Source organism: Paraburkholderia phytofirmans OLGA172 (genome assembly GCF_001634365.1).
GTDB lineage: Bacteria > Pseudomonadota > Gammaproteobacteria > Burkholderiales > Burkholderiaceae > Paraburkholderia.
Genome location: NZ_CP014578.1, coordinates 4,248,560 through 4,264,157, shown reverse-complemented (window position 1 = coordinate 4,264,157; position 15,598 = coordinate 4,248,560). Strand labels below are relative to the sequence as shown.

Annotated in this window: 15 protein-coding genes; 10 read left to right on the top strand and 5 right to left on the bottom strand. The window is 63.2% G+C overall.

Features of this window, described 5'->3' with window-relative positions; all coding sequences use genetic code 11:
• Positions 1-9 precede the first annotated feature (9 nt).
• The gene (gene msrQ / locus AYM40_RS18770) at positions 10-711 is read left to right on the top strand and encodes a protein-methionine-sulfoxide reductase heme-binding subunit MsrQ (protein ID WP_181448386.1); all 702 of its coding nucleotides are present in this window, start codon (positions 10-12) and stop codon (positions 709-711) included.
• A gap of 83 nt (positions 712-794) precedes the next feature.
• Here the strand turns inward: msrQ and lysA are convergent, their stop codons facing one another.
• On the bottom strand, positions 795-2,057 hold the full coding sequence (gene lysA, locus AYM40_RS18765; RefSeq protein WP_063497527.1) for a diaminopimelate decarboxylase: 1,263 nt from the start codon (positions 2,055-2,057) through the stop codon (positions 795-797).
• A gap of 9 nt (positions 2,058-2,066) precedes the next feature.
• Positions 2,067-2,411, bottom strand: coding sequence for an LPS translocon maturation chaperone LptM (gene lptM, locus AYM40_RS18760; protein WP_063497526.1), 345 nt, complete (start codon positions 2,409-2,411; stop codon positions 2,067-2,069).
• Between the two features lie 35 nt (positions 2,412-2,446).
• On the opposite strand from lptM, the gene cyaY reads away from it, so the two are divergent.
• On the top strand, positions 2,447-2,764 hold the full coding sequence (gene cyaY, locus AYM40_RS18755; protein WP_063497525.1) for an iron donor protein CyaY: 318 nt from the start codon (positions 2,447-2,449) through the stop codon (positions 2,762-2,764).
• Positions 2,765-2,963: 199 nt separating this feature from the next.
• Here the strand turns inward: cyaY and AYM40_RS18750 are convergent, their stop codons facing one another.
• Positions 2,964-5,366, bottom strand: coding sequence for a penicillin-binding protein 1A (locus AYM40_RS18750; protein ID WP_063497524.1), 2,403 nt, complete (start codon positions 5,364-5,366; stop codon positions 2,964-2,966).
• Positions 5,367-5,619: 253 nt separating this feature from the next.
• On the opposite strand from AYM40_RS18750, the gene pilM reads away from it, so the two are divergent.
• The 7 genes from pilM to AYM40_RS18715 all read left to right on the top strand — a co-directional run bounded on the left by pilM (position 5,620) and on the right by AYM40_RS18715 (position 13,103).
• Complete coding sequence (pilM, locus tag AYM40_RS18745) at positions 5,620-6,612, top strand: type IV pilus biogenesis protein PilM (protein ID WP_063497523.1); 993 nt, start codon at positions 5,620-5,622, stop codon at positions 6,610-6,612.
• A gap of 80 nt (positions 6,613-6,692) precedes the next feature.
• Entirely contained in the window at positions 6,693-7,355 is a 663-nt protein-coding gene (locus AYM40_RS18740) for a fimbrial assembly protein (protein WP_236720862.1), read from the top strand.
• On the top strand, positions 7,352-8,275 hold the full coding sequence (locus AYM40_RS18735; RefSeq protein ID WP_063497521.1) for a hypothetical protein: 924 nt from the start codon (positions 7,352-7,354) through the stop codon (positions 8,273-8,275). The genes AYM40_RS18740 and AYM40_RS18735 overlap by 4 nt, the downstream gene beginning before the upstream one ends.
• A gap of 188 nt (positions 8,276-8,463) precedes the next feature.
• Positions 8,464-10,080: a type IV pilus secretin PilQ gene (gene pilQ / locus AYM40_RS18730; RefSeq protein ID WP_063498108.1), complete on the top strand. Its 1,617-nt coding sequence runs from the start codon at positions 8,464-8,466 to the stop codon at positions 10,078-10,080.
• 106 nt (positions 10,081-10,186) lie between these two features.
• The gene (locus tag AYM40_RS18725; protein WP_063497520.1) at positions 10,187-10,738 is read left to right on the top strand and encodes a shikimate kinase; all 552 of its coding nucleotides are present in this window, start codon (positions 10,187-10,189) and stop codon (positions 10,736-10,738) included.
• A complete protein-coding gene (aroB, locus tag AYM40_RS18720) occupies positions 10,738-11,823 on the top strand; it encodes a 3-dehydroquinate synthase (RefSeq protein ID WP_181448385.1) in 1,086 nt (361 codons plus the stop codon). Before AYM40_RS18725 ends, aroB begins: the two co-directional genes overlap by 1 nt.
• A gap of 122 nt (positions 11,824-11,945) precedes the next feature.
• Positions 11,946-13,103 carry a deoxyguanosinetriphosphate triphosphohydrolase gene (locus AYM40_RS18715; protein WP_236720964.1) on the top strand — a complete coding sequence of 386 codons (1,158 nt, stop codon included), beginning with the start codon at positions 11,946-11,948 and terminating at the stop codon, positions 13,101-13,103.
• A gap of 111 nt (positions 13,104-13,214) precedes the next feature.
• On the opposite strand, the gene AYM40_RS18710 is transcribed toward AYM40_RS18715, so the two are convergent.
• Together AYM40_RS18710 and AYM40_RS18705 are read right to left on the bottom strand one after the other, a co-directional pair.
• Complete coding sequence (locus AYM40_RS18710; protein ID WP_063498106.1) at positions 13,215-13,616, bottom strand: DUF883 family protein; 402 nt, start codon at positions 13,614-13,616, stop codon at positions 13,215-13,217.
• Between the two features lie 307 nt (positions 13,617-13,923).
• Complete coding sequence (locus tag AYM40_RS18705) at positions 13,924-14,646, bottom strand: OmpW/AlkL family protein (RefSeq protein WP_063497518.1); 723 nt, start codon at positions 14,644-14,646, stop codon at positions 13,924-13,926.
• Between the two features lie 187 nt (positions 14,647-14,833).
• Between AYM40_RS18705 and AYM40_RS18700 the strand changes: the two genes are divergently transcribed.
• Positions 14,834-15,541 (top strand): transposase, encoded by a 708-nt coding sequence (locus AYM40_RS18700; RefSeq protein ID WP_063497517.1) that lies wholly within the window; start codon positions 14,834-14,836, stop codon positions 15,539-15,541.
• The last annotated feature ends 57 nt before the right edge of the window (positions 15,542-15,598 follow it).

The following is a 15,598-nucleotide window of genomic DNA, read 5'->3' as shown; positions in this document are numbered from 1 at the left end:
GGCGTGACTATGGCTTCCGATACGCAACCTGTTACTCAAACCGAACGCAGAGCGCCGCGAGCAGCGCAGGCGTCGGCTGCGACCACCGCAAAGCGGCCCGCAAGCGGCGCGCGCTGGATCGTGCCGGCCAAGATCGCGGTATTTATCGCCGCGTGGTATCCGCTCGCGCGCATCGTGCTGTTTGGCATGACCGATCGATTGGGCGCAAATCCGATCGAGTTCATTACGCGCTCGACGGGTCTGTGGACGCTCGTCTTTCTTTGCATCACGTTGGCGGTGACGCCGTTGCGCCGACTGACCGGTATCACTGCATTGGCCCGTTTTCGCCGGATGCTGGGCCTTTACGCATTTTTCTACGTGACGTTGCATTTCACCACTTACCTGTGGTTCGACAAATGGTTCGATGTCGCCGCGATTCTCAAGGACATCGGCAAGCGGCCGTTCATCACCGTGGGCTTCGCGGCGTTCGTGCTGCTGATCGCGTTGGCCGTTACGTCGCCGCGCGCGATGGTGCGCAAACTCGGACGCCGCTGGCAGACGCTGCATCGCGCGATTTATGCGATCGCTGCGCTCGCGATCCTGCACTTCTGGTGGATGAAGGCGGGCAAGCACGACCTGATTTTGCCGAAGATTTACGGTGCGATCATGGTCGCGTTGCTGGGGTGGCGTTTGCTCGTATGGCTGCGCGAGCGGAGGTTAAAGACACGCTGACCACGAGGACCAGCGCGCAAATGGAAAAAGGCGATGCCGCAGTGGCATCGCCTTTTTTATCGAGGGGCTCCCAGCTCAGACGTTTACGCCGGCAAGATCGCTTCGCCCGCAAACAGCTGCTTGACCTCTTCACGAGCGCGAACGACATGCACTTGTGTACCATCAACCATCACCTCGGCCGCACGCGGACGGGTGTTGTAGTTCGAGCTCATCACGAAGCCATACGCGCCGGCTGAGCGAATCGCCAGCAGATCGCCCGGTTCGACCGCCAGCAGACGCTCACGACCCAGCCAGTCGCCGCTTTCGCAAACCGGGCCGACCACGTCGTACACGTGGGCGAGCACGTCGCGCTTAACGACAGCTTCGATCGCGTGATAGGCCTCGTACATCGCAGGGCGTGCGAGATCGGTCATCGCCGCGTCGACGATGGCGAAGTTCTTTTCCGCGCCTGGCTTCAGATATTCGACGCGCGTCAGCAGCACACCCGCATTGCCGACCAGCGAACGACCCGGTTCGAAATACACCTCGCGATGCCCGTGACCGCGCGCTTCGATGCGATCCAGCACGGTGCGCACGAAGTCGCCGATTTCCGGCGGGGCTTCGTCGCCGTATGTGATACCGAGACCACCGCCCACGTCGATGTGGCGAATCTTCACGCCGTCCTGCTCGATCTGTTCGACCAGTTCCAGAACCTTGTCGACCGCATCCAGATACGGTGCGACTTCAGTGATCTGCGAGCCGATATGGCAGTCAATGCCGACCACGTCGAGATGCGTCATCGCCGCGGCGGCTTGATAGGTAGCCCGTGCATCTTCGAACGCGACGCCGAACTTGTTCGACTTCAGGCCGGTGGAAATATACGGATGCGTTTTCGCGTCGACGTCCGGATTCACACGCAACGAGACGGGCGCTTTTTTGCCCATTTCCGCCGCAACCGCATTCAGGCGGTCGAGCTCGGGAATCGATTCGACGTTGAAGCATTTAACGCCGGCGGCAAGTGCCTGACGCATCTCGTCCGCATTCTTGCCGACGCCCGAAAACACGGTGTTTTCCGCTTTGCCACCTGCGGCCAGCACACGCGCCAGTTCGCCGCCCGACACGATGTCGAAGCCGGCGCCGAGGCGAGCGAATACATTCAGCACCGCAAGATTGCTATTGGCCTTGACGGCGACGTGCACGGTCGCGCGGCGACCGGCGCAAGCGCCTGCATATGCGTTCCATGCTTCGGTGAGTGCGGCGCGCGAATAGACGTACAGCGGCGTGCCGAACTGCTCGGCGAGTGAGACGGCGGACACGCCCTCGGCGTGCAACACGCCGTCGACGTAGTCAAATGCGGATCGAGTCATGCGAAAGTCTTATTGAGCGGGAGTGACGGCGGAGGCAGCTTGCGGAGCCACGGCAGCGGATGCGGCCGACGCGGGCGGCGCGGCGAGTTCGCTTTCCGGCGACAACGAGAGCGGCGCGCCAGAGGTATCCGGTACCTCACCCATCGGCGAGGCGGCTTCAGCGCCCGATTTCACTTCATCTGGCGACGGCGGTTGCGTACGATCGATCGGCTTGGCCGGCAGAGGCGGCACGGTGGGCAAGTAAAGCGAACCCCGTTGCCCGCAGCCGGCAAGTGCACAACCTGCGAGAATGGCTAAACCCGCTACAATCGCGCGGCCGGGCGCCGCCGCGCGCATCCGAGATACGACTCGCATGACTGTCCCTGAATAAATAATCGATGGAGTTTAGCATGTCCGATAGTGATTACCTGACCCGCGCGGAAGCCGCGCTAGCCGCCATCGAACGCGCGCTCGACGACACGGAAGCCGACATCGAACTCGAGCGCAGCGGCAATGTCCTGACCCTCGAATTCGAGAACCGTTCGAAGATCATTGTCAATCTGCAGCCGCCGATGAGCGAGATCTGGATCGCGGCGAAAGCGGGCGGTTTCCACTTCCGTTTCATCGACGGCGAGTGGCGCGATACGCGCAGCGGCACGGAGTTTTTCGCCGCATTGTCGGAGTACGCGACGCAGCAGGCTGGCGAGCCGGTTCACTTTGAAGCGTAAAGCGCTCGCCTCCGAACTGGGTTCGGGAAGGAGCGCTCGGGGGCATCGCTGAAGCGGCCCATGACGCGATCGCCGGACGCGTAGCTTAATCGACTGCTCAAACGACCGCCGAAGCACCGCCCAAACGAAAACCGCCGCGTATCGAGCGCGGCGGTTTTCCATTTTCCGGCGGATTTTTCCGCCTTGTTTGGGCGCGTCTCTAGTGCCCGCGGAACAGATTCATGATGTCCTGCTTTTCCTGTTCGCCGACCTGTTCCGGTGCGGCTTCCGACGCCGAACCGCTCGCCTCGGCATCCAGCGCCGCCTGGCTGATACCGACTGTCGCGACGAACCCGTGGCCCGGCGTGAAGTCGTCGAAATACAGTTCTGAGCCGAGCTCGGTCACACCGTCGGGCATCGGCATCTTGTAGTCCGGCACGCCTTTGAGCGCGCGCGCCATGTATTCGATCCACACCGGCAACGCAAGGCCGCCGCCGGTTTCCTTATCGCCGAGACTGCGCGGATTGTCGTAGCCGATCCACGCGATCGCCGTGAGCGTGTGCTGATAGCCGGCGAACCACGCATCGCGCGAATCGTTGGTCGTGCCGGTCTTGCCGCCGAGATCGGTACGCTTCAGCACGTTGCTCTTTGCGCCCGTGCCACGTTGCGCGACGCTTTGCAGCAGGCTGTTCATCACATACGCATTGCGCGGCTCGATCGCGTGCGGCGCACTCTGCTCGGCGACCAGCGGTTGCGCGTGCGCGACGACGATGCCGCGCTGATCAGTGACCTCAGCAATCAGATACGGGTTGACGCGATAGCCGCCATTCGCAAACACCGAGAACGCGCCTGCCATCTGCAAGGGTGTAACGAGACCCGCGCCGAGCGCCATCGGCAGATAAGCCGGGTGACGATCCGCGTCGAAGCCGAAACGCGTGATGTATTGCTGCGCGTACTTGGTGCCGATGTGGTTCAGGATGCGAATCGACACGAGGTTCTTCGATTTCTGCAGCGCGGTGCGCATGGTCATCGGACCATCGAAACCGCCGCCATAGTTCTTCGGCTCCCACGCCTGGCCGCCCGTCTCCGCAGCGCTGAAAAAGAGCGGCGCATCGTTGATCACCGTAGTCGGTCCGAGACCCTTTTCTAGCGAGGCCGAATAGATGAACGGCTTGAAGCTCGAACCCGGTTGACGCCACGCCTGGGTCACGTGGTTGAACTTGTTCTTGTTGAAGTCGAAACCGCCCACCAGCGCACGAATCGCGCCATCTTGCGGCACCACCGAAACGAATGCGCCTTCCACTTGCGGCAATTGCGTAATCGACCAGTTGCCGTCGTCATCCTTCACGAGGCGAATGATCGCGCCGGGCCGCACGCGTTGATTCGGCTGCGCGCGCGTGCCGAGCGCGAACTGCGCGAAGCGCAGGCCGTCGCCCTGAATGGTCGCGACGTTGCCGTCGATGAAGGTGGCCTGCACCTGCTTCGGGCTCGCCGCCGTCACCACAGCGGCGATGATTTCGCCGTTGTCGGGATGCTCGAGCAACGCGTCGTCAATCGCCTGTTCGCGGTCGTCCGCATCGGACGGCAAATCGATGAATGCTTCCGGGCCGCGATAGCCGTGGCGCCGTTCGTAGTCCATCAGACCCTTGCGCAGCGCCCGGTAAGCGACATCCTGATCGGCCGAGTCGATGGTGGTCACGACGTTCAGGCCGCGCGTGTACGCCTCCTCGCGATACTGCGCGTACATCATCTGCCGCACCATTTCCGCGACGTATTCCGCGTGCACGCTGAACTCCTTGCCCGCGCCCTTGACGACCAGCGGCTGCCTGCTTGCCTCGTCATACTGTTCCTGAGTGATGTAGTGCAATTCGTACATGCGCTGCAGGATGTACTCTTGACGGATTTTCGCGCGCTTCGGATTGACCACCGGGTTATACGCCGACGGCGCCTTCGGCAGGCCCGCCAGCATGGCGGATTCCGCCAGGGTCAGGTCCTTCAGGTCTTTCCCGAAATACACCCGCGCCGCGCTCGCGAAGCCATACGCACGCTGACCGAGATAGATCTGATTCATGTACACCTCGAGAATCTGATCTTTCGTCAGTTTCGACTCGATCTTGTACGCGAGCAGCATCTCGTAGATCTTGCGCGTGTAGGTCTTCTCACTCGACAGGAAGAAGTTGCGCGCCACCTGCATGGTGATCGTGCTGGCGCCTTGCGTGGCGTGGCCATTGGTCAGTGCGACGAAGCCGGCTCGCGCGATGCCTGTGAGGTCGACGCCGCCGTGATCGTAGAAGCGCGCGTCTTCGATTGCCAGCACGGCTTTCTTCAGGCTATCGGGCACGTCCTGAATATGGACGATGTCGCGCCGCTCTTCGCCGAATTCGCCGATCAGCAGGTGGTCGGCCGTATAGATGCGCAAGGGCACCTTCGGCCGGTAATCGGTCAGCGCGTCGAGCGACGGCAGGTTCGGCGTTGCGACCACCAGCGCATAACCGAGCACCAGCAGCACGCACAGGATGCCTGCGACGATCAGACCCACAAAGCCGAGGATGAGCTTGAGCCACAAGGGGCGCTTGCGCTTCTGCGGCGCGGGCGGCGGGGACGTAGGAGACGTGGATTGCATATGGGCACCAAAAAACAGTCCCGCGATTATAGCTGCCTGGCATTTCAGCTTTCGGCATGCTTACTGACAGTTCTTGACAAATCGGCGCGCCGCGCGGGAATGACTTCACTGTAGACGCTTTGCCGGCGGAGAGGGCGCGCGTCGCGCAACGTTAGCCATTTGGCTGAGTGTCGCGCGGCGGCGCGGCTACGCACAATTCTTCCTCGTTACTCGCGTTCGAATGGTTCGTCGCGTGAGTCTGAGGGAGGGCGTGATGACGTTCAAAAATTCGTGGCTTCAAGGTGTGCGACTGGGTGCGCAGCGTTTTGCTGCGGGAATCGATGTGGGTTCGCAGGCGGTGCGTCTGGTCGTGGTGAGTCGGCATTCGCCCACACATGCCGCGCTGCATATCGAATACGCGAGCACCGTGCCGCTTGGCGCCGGCGCGATGGCCGGCACGGAGATCGCCGACCGGCATGCGGTGGCGCGTGCGTTGCGCGACGCATTCGCGGGTTTGCCGCGTGCGTGTGCCACGCATGCATTGCGATGCGCGATGGCGCTGCCCGCCTCGGCTACATTGACAACCACCGTGCCGCTCACACGGCTCGCCGCGCTCGCCGGTTGCGCGGAAAACGGCGGTCATGAACTCGCCGAACTCGAGCCGGCGGTGATGAGCGAAGTTGAGCGTATCGCAGGCCTGGAGCGCCATGCGTTAGCTGTCGACTGGTTCGTCGACGAGACGCGTTCGCCGATTCGTTCGGTGACAATCGCCGCAACCGCACGCCAGCATCTCGAAGCGCGTATCGAATGCGCGGCGACCGCCGGTATCTCGCTCACCGCGATCGATGGCGAGCCGCATGCGGCTTTGCGCGCAATGCGCTACGCGGCGAGCCATGAACTCGATCCGCACGAGCCCTACGTCGCGCTCTGGATTGGCACAGATGGTGTGTACGGCTGGCGCATCGTCGACGACTGCCTGGTTGGCGAAATGCGTTACCCCGCGCCTGAGCACGCCGATTTCGCCGACGCGTTGCGCGATCTCGTCCACGGCCCCGTACTCGACTGCGCGTTGTTGAGCGGCGAGGTCGATTTGCTCGATGGCGTGGGTTTCTCGATTGCGGATATAGCCGACGTATTGGGCTGCACTGTGCTGCCGTTCGAGTGTGCGGCGCTTGGAGGGTTCGCACGTCAACTGCACGATTCGTTGTTGCACGAGCCTGCCGCCGCGGTCGCATTCGGACTCGCGCTGCGCGGGGTGCTCGAATGACGTTCGGCCTACGCTCCCGTTTGCATTCGGCGGCCCCGGGTACGCACGCGTCTACGGCGTCTACGGCGTCTACGCGTGGCATGCACTTCGCACGGCCGTGGCTCGGCGGCTTCAATCTGCTGCCATACAGGCAACGCAATGCGCGGCTCGCGCGCCGGCGGCGTTTGCTCGAATGGGGCGTCGCGGCGCTCGCTGGTTTTGCGGCCGTGCTCGCACTAGTTGGGTGGCAGGCGTTCGAAAAGGCGCGGCTCGATGCAGAGCGCGCGTCGATCGAGCAAACGCTCGCTCAGCTGGCCATGCCGCTCGCGGAGCACGCCAGGTTACTGCGAGCGCAAGACGAGCAACGCAAAGGCGCGGCGCGTGCGATGGACTTGTCCGAGCCGCTTACGCATTTGCGCGATCTGCTGAATGCATTGAGTTTTGAACCCGGTGACGGCGTGGTGCTGCAGCAGTTGCGCCAGCGCGAGCACGAGACGGAATTGCTCGCGACCTCGCGCGGACATATCGCGTCGGCCGAGTGGCTCAAGCGCTTGAGCGCGATCCGCGGCGTGAAGGGCGCGGAGGTGAACGACCTGCATCGCTCGGCGCCACGCAGCGGGGCGGTTGCGGCGGCCAGCGTGACCGGCCCGATCGAATTCGGAGCGCATCTGCGCTGGAGCGACCCGCCAAAGAAAACGGCCCATATGTCAGGCTTGGCGGCGCAACGTCCGATGAAGTCTGAACAATCAGGAGGTGCGAAATGAGTACGACTTTTGTCGAGTTCGGCGGCGCGGCGAGCGCGCGGCTCTCTTTTTCCCAATGGATGAAGCGTGTGCGCTTGCCGCTCGCTGCCTGGAGCCCTCGGCGTCGTTGGGTGGTTGCATTGCTGATCGCCGCGGCGGTGTTCGGACTTGGCGCGCATGGCTGGGTTGTGGCCGATCTCGGCGGGGTCGAGGCGAGCCGCACGGCATGGGAGACGGCCTCGCGGCATCTCGCGGATGCGCGCCGCGCGCTGGCGCAATTGTCCGCGCTGCGCCGGGAAGCTGCCGCCAGGCCGGGCGCGCAATTGCCTGTGTCATGGACTTCCGCGGACGATGTGCGCATCGTGTCCGAACTCGCGGCGCAGAATGGCGTCTCGTTGCTCTCGGTAGAACCGGGCGCGGCCAGCGGCTCGGGCGCTGACAGCATGCGTCCTATACAGCTTACCGCGCACACCGATTTCGTCCACCTGATGGCGTTTCTGCGTGGCCTGTCCGATCTGCCCGTGCTAATCGTGCCCGTCGACGTGACGGTCAAGCGCGATACCGCTTCGTTAGCGGTGAGGGCAACTCTGCATGTATTCAGTGCGCTGAGGCCTGTACCTTCACCTGCTGCGGCGGACGCGTTTGCCGACGAGAGTCTCGATTCGGACGACGAAGAAGACATCGTGTTCTTCGACCCATTCTCGCTTCCGCAGATGCTCGCGTCCGCCGAGCAGCAGCTTGAGGTTTCGCAACTGCGCCTCGTCGGCTTGCTGCACGATCGTACACGCGGGCTCGCCTTGCTCGATACGCCGGATGGTGCGACCACGGTCGTGTCCGGGCAGCACCTCGGCGCTGAGCGTGTCACGCGGCTCGACGCGCTCAGCATCACGCTGGCCAACGGCGGCGCGACGCGTACGCTGGCACTGACGGAGGCGTCCTGATGAGGCTGATCAAGCCAGTCGGTGTCGCAGTGTCGCGCTACGGCGTTCGCGTGTGTTTTGGCCATGGTGTGAGTCGCAGCCTGTCGGCAAGAATCCGCGGAGGCGCGGTTTTTAGCTTGCTTCGCGATCCACTTGGCAGTCCGGTTCGCAGTCCGCTTTGCAGCCGTCTCGGCCGCCTCGTCGTTTGGATGGCGATAAGCGCCGGCATCGCGCACGCTTCAACCCCAGCGCTGCCGCCGCTGCCCGCCTACATGCCGCTCGACGACGCCATTGCGCCGCCCGATGCCCGATACGACGTACCGCCGCTGCCACGCGGCGTCGCTGCCGATGTGCCCAACCCGTTCCGCGAAGAGTCCGCCGATGGGCCCGGCATATCGCGAATGGCGGCGACCGCCCAAACCAGACGCACCGACGACCCAGCCGACGACCCAGCCGGTGATGCAGACGGCTCAGTGCCGCTACGGCGGCAATCCGCCGCGTCGGCGCGCGACGACATAGCCGCATCCTCGGCGCTCGAAGGGCCGCCGGTGCCGCTGCCGCCGCTCGCGCGCCTGAGCGACGCACCGAAAGCGCCTGCAGACGCCAAACTCGCCGCTGACGACAAACCGATCTCGCTTAACTTCCAGCGCGCGGAACTCGGTGCGGTACTCAACGCGTTCGCCCAGTTCACCGGCCTGAACATCGTCGCGAGCGAGAGAGTGCGCGGCGCCGTCTCACTACGACTCGACAAGGTGCCGTGGCGCACCGCGTTCGATACCTTGCTCGATGTCAACGGGCTGGCCATGGAGCGCCACGGCAATGTGATCTGGGTCGCGCCGATTGCGGATCTGGCCGCGCGTGAACGGCAGCGTTTCGAAGCACACGCGAGAGCCGCCGATCTTGAGCCGCTCGCAAGCCGCACGTTCGAACTGCACTACGCGCGCGCCGAAGATGCGCGGCGCCTGCTGACCGGCGCGGGCAACCAGCGCGTGCTGTCCAAACGCGGCGCCGCGACTGCCGATCCGCGCACCAACCTGCTGTTCGTCACCGATCTCGAAGGACGCCTCGCGCAAATCACGGCCTTGCTTGCCTCAGTTGACCGGCCGACCCGTCAGGTATTGATCGAAGCGCGTATCGTCGAGGGCGAGCACGGGTTTTCGCGCAATCTCGGCGTGCGGCTTTCCATGGCGGCCGCCAACGCCGACGGCACCGCCCGAGGCTTGACGGGCGGCACGGACGGCACCGTTTACGATCTGTCGGCGCGGCCGATTTCCGGTTTTGACGCCGCCACCGCCGGGCTGACCTTATTCGCAGCTGGGGCGACGCGGCTCCTGAACATCGAGCTGAGCGCGCTGGAGGCCGAAGGACGCGGCGAAATCGTCTCGAGCCCGCGGGTCGTGACGGCGGACCGGATGAAAGCGGTCGTCGAGCAGGGCACCGAGTTGCCCTATCAGGCGAAAGTGGGGCAGGGCGTGTCGGGCGTGCAGTTTCGCCGCGCCACGCTCAAACTGGAGGTCGAGCCGCAAATCATGCCGGACGGCAGAGTGGTGCTGGACCTGGACGTCGCCAAGGACAGCGTCGGCGAACAGACCGACGCCGGGCCCGCGATCAACACCAAACACGTGCAAACGCGCGTCGAAGTCGAAGATGGTGGTACGGTGTCGATCGGCGGAATTTACGCGACCGACAACCGGGACGATGTGACGCGGGTGCCGGTCCTGGGCAAAATACCCGTTTTAGGTGCGCTTTTTCGCCATCGGGCCCATCGGGACCAGCGCAGTGAACTGGCAGTTTTCATCACGCCGCGCGTCGTTCAGACAAATTAGGGGCATGCTGCCTCCGCTCTCTAGCGGCGGCATGCAGGCTCGACAAGGCAGCCGCTTTGCCAGTAAGCTGCGGCACGAACCATACCGGATTAGCCAGAGGACACCGTTGCAAGCGCGGGACGCACACGCCAATGTATTTTTCGTAGGGCTCATGGGGGCAGGCAAAACCACCGTGGGCCGGGCCATTGCGCGCCGTCTCGATCGCCCGTTCTTCGATTCCGATCATGAAATCGAGGCGCGCACGGGCGCGCGCATTCCGGTGATCTTCGAGCTGGAAGGCGAAGCGGGCTTTCGCGAGCGCGAAGCGCACGTAATTTCCGAGCTGACCGGGCGCGAAAATATCGTGCTGGCCACAGGCGGCGGCGCGGTGCTGCGGCCGGAAAACCGCGAAGCGCTGCAAAATCGCGGCGTGGTGATCTATTTGCGCGCCAATCCGCATGATTTGTGGCTGCGCACCCGGCGCGACAAGAATCGCCCGCTTTTGCAGACCGAAGACCCCAAAGCGCGCCTCGAAGCGCTCTACGAAGTACGCGATCCGCTATACCGGGAATGCGCGCACTTTGTGATCGAAACCGGCCGGCCTTCGGTCAACGGACTCGTCAACATGGTTCTGATGCAGCTCGAGATGGCCGGCGTCGCCAAACATCCTGCGTCATAATGGATCGTATGATTACCGTCAATGTCGAACTGGGCGAGCGCGCCTACCCCATCCATATCGGTGCCGACCTGATCGGCCAAACTGAGTTGTTCGCGCCGCATATCGCCGGCAGCTCGGTCACGATCGTCACGAACACCACGGTCGACCCGCTCTACGGCGACGCACTGCGCGCGGCGCTCGCGCCGCTCGGCAAGCAGGTGTCCACGGTCGTTTTGCCGGACGGCGAAGCGTACAAGAACCTCGAAACGCTGAACCTGATTTTCGACGCGCTGCTCGGCTCGCGCGCCGATCGCAAGACTACGCTGATCGCTCTCGGCGGCGGCGTGATCGGCGACATGACGGGGTTTGCCGCGGCCTGCTACATGCGCGGCGTGCCGTTCATTCAGGTGCCGACCACCTTGCTGTCGCAAGTCGATTCGTCCGTGGGCGGCAAGACCGGCATCAACCATCCGCTCGGCAAGAACATGATCGGCGCGTTCTACCAGCCGCAGGCTGTGATCGCCGATATCGGCGCGCTGCGTACGCTGCCGGCGCGCGAATTGGCTGCGGGCGTCGCCGAAGTGATCAAGACCGGCGCGATTGCCGACGCCGGTTTCTTCAACTGGATAGAAGCGAACATCGAGGCGCTCAATCGCTGCGAGCCGGAAGCGCTGGCCTTGGCAGTCAAGCGTTCGTGCGAGATCAAGGCGTCGGTGGTGGCGCAGGACGAGCGCGAAGGCGGACTGCGCGCGATCCTCAACTTCGGCCACACCTTCGGCCATGCGATCGAAGCCGGACTCGGCTACGGCGAATGGCTGCACGGCGAGGCGGTCGGCTGCGGGATGGTGATGGCGGCGGACCTTTCGGTGCGCATGGGTTATCTCGACGAAGCCGCGCGTAAGCGTCTGGTCGATGTGATCGTTGCCGCGCATTTACCCACCCGGGCACCCGCGCTCGGCGACTCGCGTTACGTCGAACTCATGCGGGTCGACAAGAAGGCGGAAGCCGGGGCGATCAAATTCATTCTGCTGAAGCGTTTCGGTGAGACGCTCATCACCCAGGCGCCCGACGCCGAGGTGCACGCCACGCTGGCCGCCGCCGTCTAGACCGACTCGGCGAGGGCTTGAGCGCAAGGTAACACGCACCAGCGTCACGAGGCGCCGCCCATGTTTCGGAGAATCCGGTGACTGACAGGCGCAGCGACGATGTAAAGCATGACCCGGCAGGCATGGCCGTGAGCGGCGTGCCTTCGCAGGAAGCGCTCGAAGCGCATCTCGCGCCGTATGCGGCACATTCCGCCCAATCGCGCGGCCGCCGCTATCCCGAAGCTGCACCGAGCGCGCGCACTGAATTCCAGCGTGATCGCGACCGCATTGTTCATTCGACGGCATTCCGCCGGCTCGAATACAAGACTCAGGTGTTCGTGAATCACGAGGGCGACCTGTTTCGCACGCGACTCACCCATAGCCTGGAAGTTGCGCAGATCGCCCGTTCGGTCGCGCGCAATCTGCGCGTCAACGAAGACCTCGTCGAAGCCATTTCGCTCGCACACGACCTTGGCCATACACCTTTCGGCCATGCGGGCCAGGACGCGCTGAACGAATGTATGCGCGAACATGGCGGCTTCGAGCACAACCTGCAAAGCCTCGCGGTGGTCGACGATCTGGAAGAGCACTACGGCGCGTTCAATGGCCTGAACCTTTGCTTCGAAACGCGGGAGGGCATTCTCAAACACTGCTCGCGCGAGAACGCGCGGCGGCTCGGCACGCTAGGCGAGCGTTTTCTGGAGGGGCGGCAGCCTTCCATCGAAGCGCAGATTGCCAATTTCGCTGACGAGATCGCGTACAACAATCACGATGTCGACGACGGCTTGCGCTCAGGCTTGCTCACGGTGGAGCAGCTTGCCGAGGTGGAGTTATGGCAGACGCACTACGCGGCGGCGCGTGGCGACTTCCCGCAGATCGAAGGGCGCCGGCTGATTCACGAGACCGTACGCCGTATTATCAATACGCTGATCGTCGACCTGATCAATACGACGTCGCTCAATCTTGCGAGACACGCGCCAGTCTCGCTGGACGCAGTGCGCGCCGCACCGCCGCTGGTCGCGCATAGCGAAGCGATCGCCGCGAAGGCGGCAGCGCTCAAGCGCTTTCTATTCAAGAATCTGTACCGCCACTATCGCGTCATGCGCATGGCCAACAAGGCGCGCCGCGTGGTGGCCGGCCTGTTCGACGCGTTCACGGAAGATCCGCGGCTACTGCCGCCCAGCTATCAATCCACGGACGCGTCGCAGCAACCGCGCCTGATCGCCCACTACATCGCGGGTATGACGGATCGATACGCGGTAAAGGAGTATCAGCGGCTGTTCGTGATCAATGACAACTGATGATCGACTTGCGGCCGACCGACGTCGCTACGCGATAAGCGCCGACACAGAAATCCAACGCCCGGCGCAATCCCGTTTCCGCAATCAAAGCCGCCGAGCCGGCGGCGGGTGTCACCGTCTGCTGTCACTGGCCTCGCGCAGTCGCGACGCGAACAACGCCCCCGCGATCAGCGCAACGCCGCCGACGATCGCAAGTGTCTGCCACGGGTTTTCGTGTACGTAGTCGTCAGCGTCGGCGATCGCGACCTCGGCGCGTTCCCGCATGGCTTCACGCGTGTCGTTCAGGCGCGCGCGCGCGACGTCGAGTTGTTTGCGCAGTTTGCTGCGCAGGGCCACGGCGTCGGCCTGGGTACCGTCCGCCAGGGTGGATTCGAGCTCCGACATCAGCGTGCGCAATTCGCCTGCGATGTCTTCAGCCGCGTGGCGGCTATGGCGAGCGATTCGCCGCGCACGGCGGCTGGTGGCGGTCCAGGATTCGCCGAGGGCGTCTCGTGTGTTCGGAAGTGCTGTCATGTTCGCTCCGTCGATGAGGGTGAGAAAAGTCTTCACGTACACATGCGGGAAACATGGCGTCACGCAACTTCGATGCCAAAGGCTGCGCGTTGTTCCGGCGAGCTCACCGTACAGGTGGGGACGGTTTCTGGTGGCAGGAATTGCACTGGAAAGGTCGACCGATGGTCAAAATTACAATGCATCCGGCACTCACTAAAATAGGTGACAGAGGCATAAAATCAAAAAACGCCGTCACATGTGTGATGGCGTTTGGCTGAGGTGCGGACTGTTCGCGACGGTTCGATCCATGCAGGCACAGCCTGCCTCACTAGAAGACGTAACCTACCTTTGCGAAGGTAACGATCGGGTTGAGTCTGATTTTTGCCTCAGACGTCACGGTCAGGTTGCCGACCGGAGTCGCCGCGTTCGTGGTCAGTTTCGCGGTTACGCTGAGCGGTATGTATGAGACTGAGAGTCCTGCGAACCAGTGTTTGGTGAACGCATAATTGAAACCGAGATTAAACACCGGTGCCCAGGAACGATCCGTCGAGACCGAGGTCGGACCATGCAGTACGCCTTGTTCAAACGCAGTGTTCGAGATGCTCGCGTCCGTGAACCAGACGTACGTAACACCGAGGCCGGCATACGGTCGGAACGTCGCGGTGGCGTCGTTGAAGTAGTATTTGAACAGGAGGGCAGGACTCCACTGCTTCGCGGAGCCGAGCGTACCAAATTGCTCGAAGCTGCCTGTGCCTAGCAGGTTGAATTTCGGCGGAATGCCAATTTCAGCTTCCGCGGCGATGTGATCGGTGACAAAGTAGCCTAGGCTTAAGCCGATGGTGTCGGAGCTGTCGATGCCAGCGCCCGTGCCGGGCAGTGAGATGTTGACGGGTGTCCCGCCGACGCTTGTTTCCTTCAACGGATCGCTACTGTCTTGGGGGGCGAAATGGAACCACCCTGTCGTAGCGTAAAAACTGCCGGCCGATTGCGCGTGAGCTGCCGTCATGCAGGCGAGCGCCGCGATCCCCGTTATGGCCTGTTTTAATTTCATATGTGCTCCTCCAAAAAAGGCCCGCTCATTATGACCACAACGTTTGAAACAAACCATACGCGGCAGTTAGAGCTTTCTCCCTAAGCGCCGGGCGGTTTCTGGCTAAGCCGCGCCGCGCCGAACCCAGCGCCCATGCGGCTTTTCGGACCTTCGGGTATATACCAACGCGACTATTGGATACTCCAGCATGGCACGGCTTGCACGTCTCTATGTCCCTGATCAGCCGCAGCACGTCATCCTCCGTGGACTCGACCAGCAGCCCGCATTCGTCGACGACCAGGACTACGAGCTTTTCATCGACTGTTTGAAAGCGGCTTCGCGCGATCACCATTTGTCCATCCACGCGTATGCGCTGATGCCTGGCGCTGTGCAACTGCTCGTCACGCCGACTGAAGAGTCGAGCTTGCCGAAGGCGATGCAGGCGGTGGGGCGCCGCTACGTGGCGCACTTCAACCGGCGTTACGCGCGCCGTGGCACCTTATGGGAGGGGCGCTACCGCGCTACCGTGATCGAAGGCGAGCGCTACTTCCTGCTGGCGAGCCGGGTCGTCGAAATGAGCCCGGTGCGTGCCGGGCTGGTGAGCGCGCCCGAGGAGTACCGCTGGTCGAGCTACCGTCACCACATCGGCCTGACGCTCGATAGCCTGATTACCGACCACCCGTTGTACTGGTCGCTCGGCAACACGCCGTTCGAGCGGCAGCGTGCGTACCGTGAATTGTGCGAGCAGCCGCTCGACGAACGCGAAGCCAGTCAGCTTCAGCAGGCCACCCTGAAAGGCTGGGTTTTGGGCAGCGACACCTATCGGGAGTGGGCGGCGCGGGCCGCCAACCGGCGGGTTTCGCCGCTGCCGCGTGGGCGGCCGCGCAAGGTCCGCGAGACACCGCAGACGCAATAAAGCGTTTTGCATCAAAGCGCTGCACCCGAAACGGCATCTTCGCATGCCGTTTTCTTT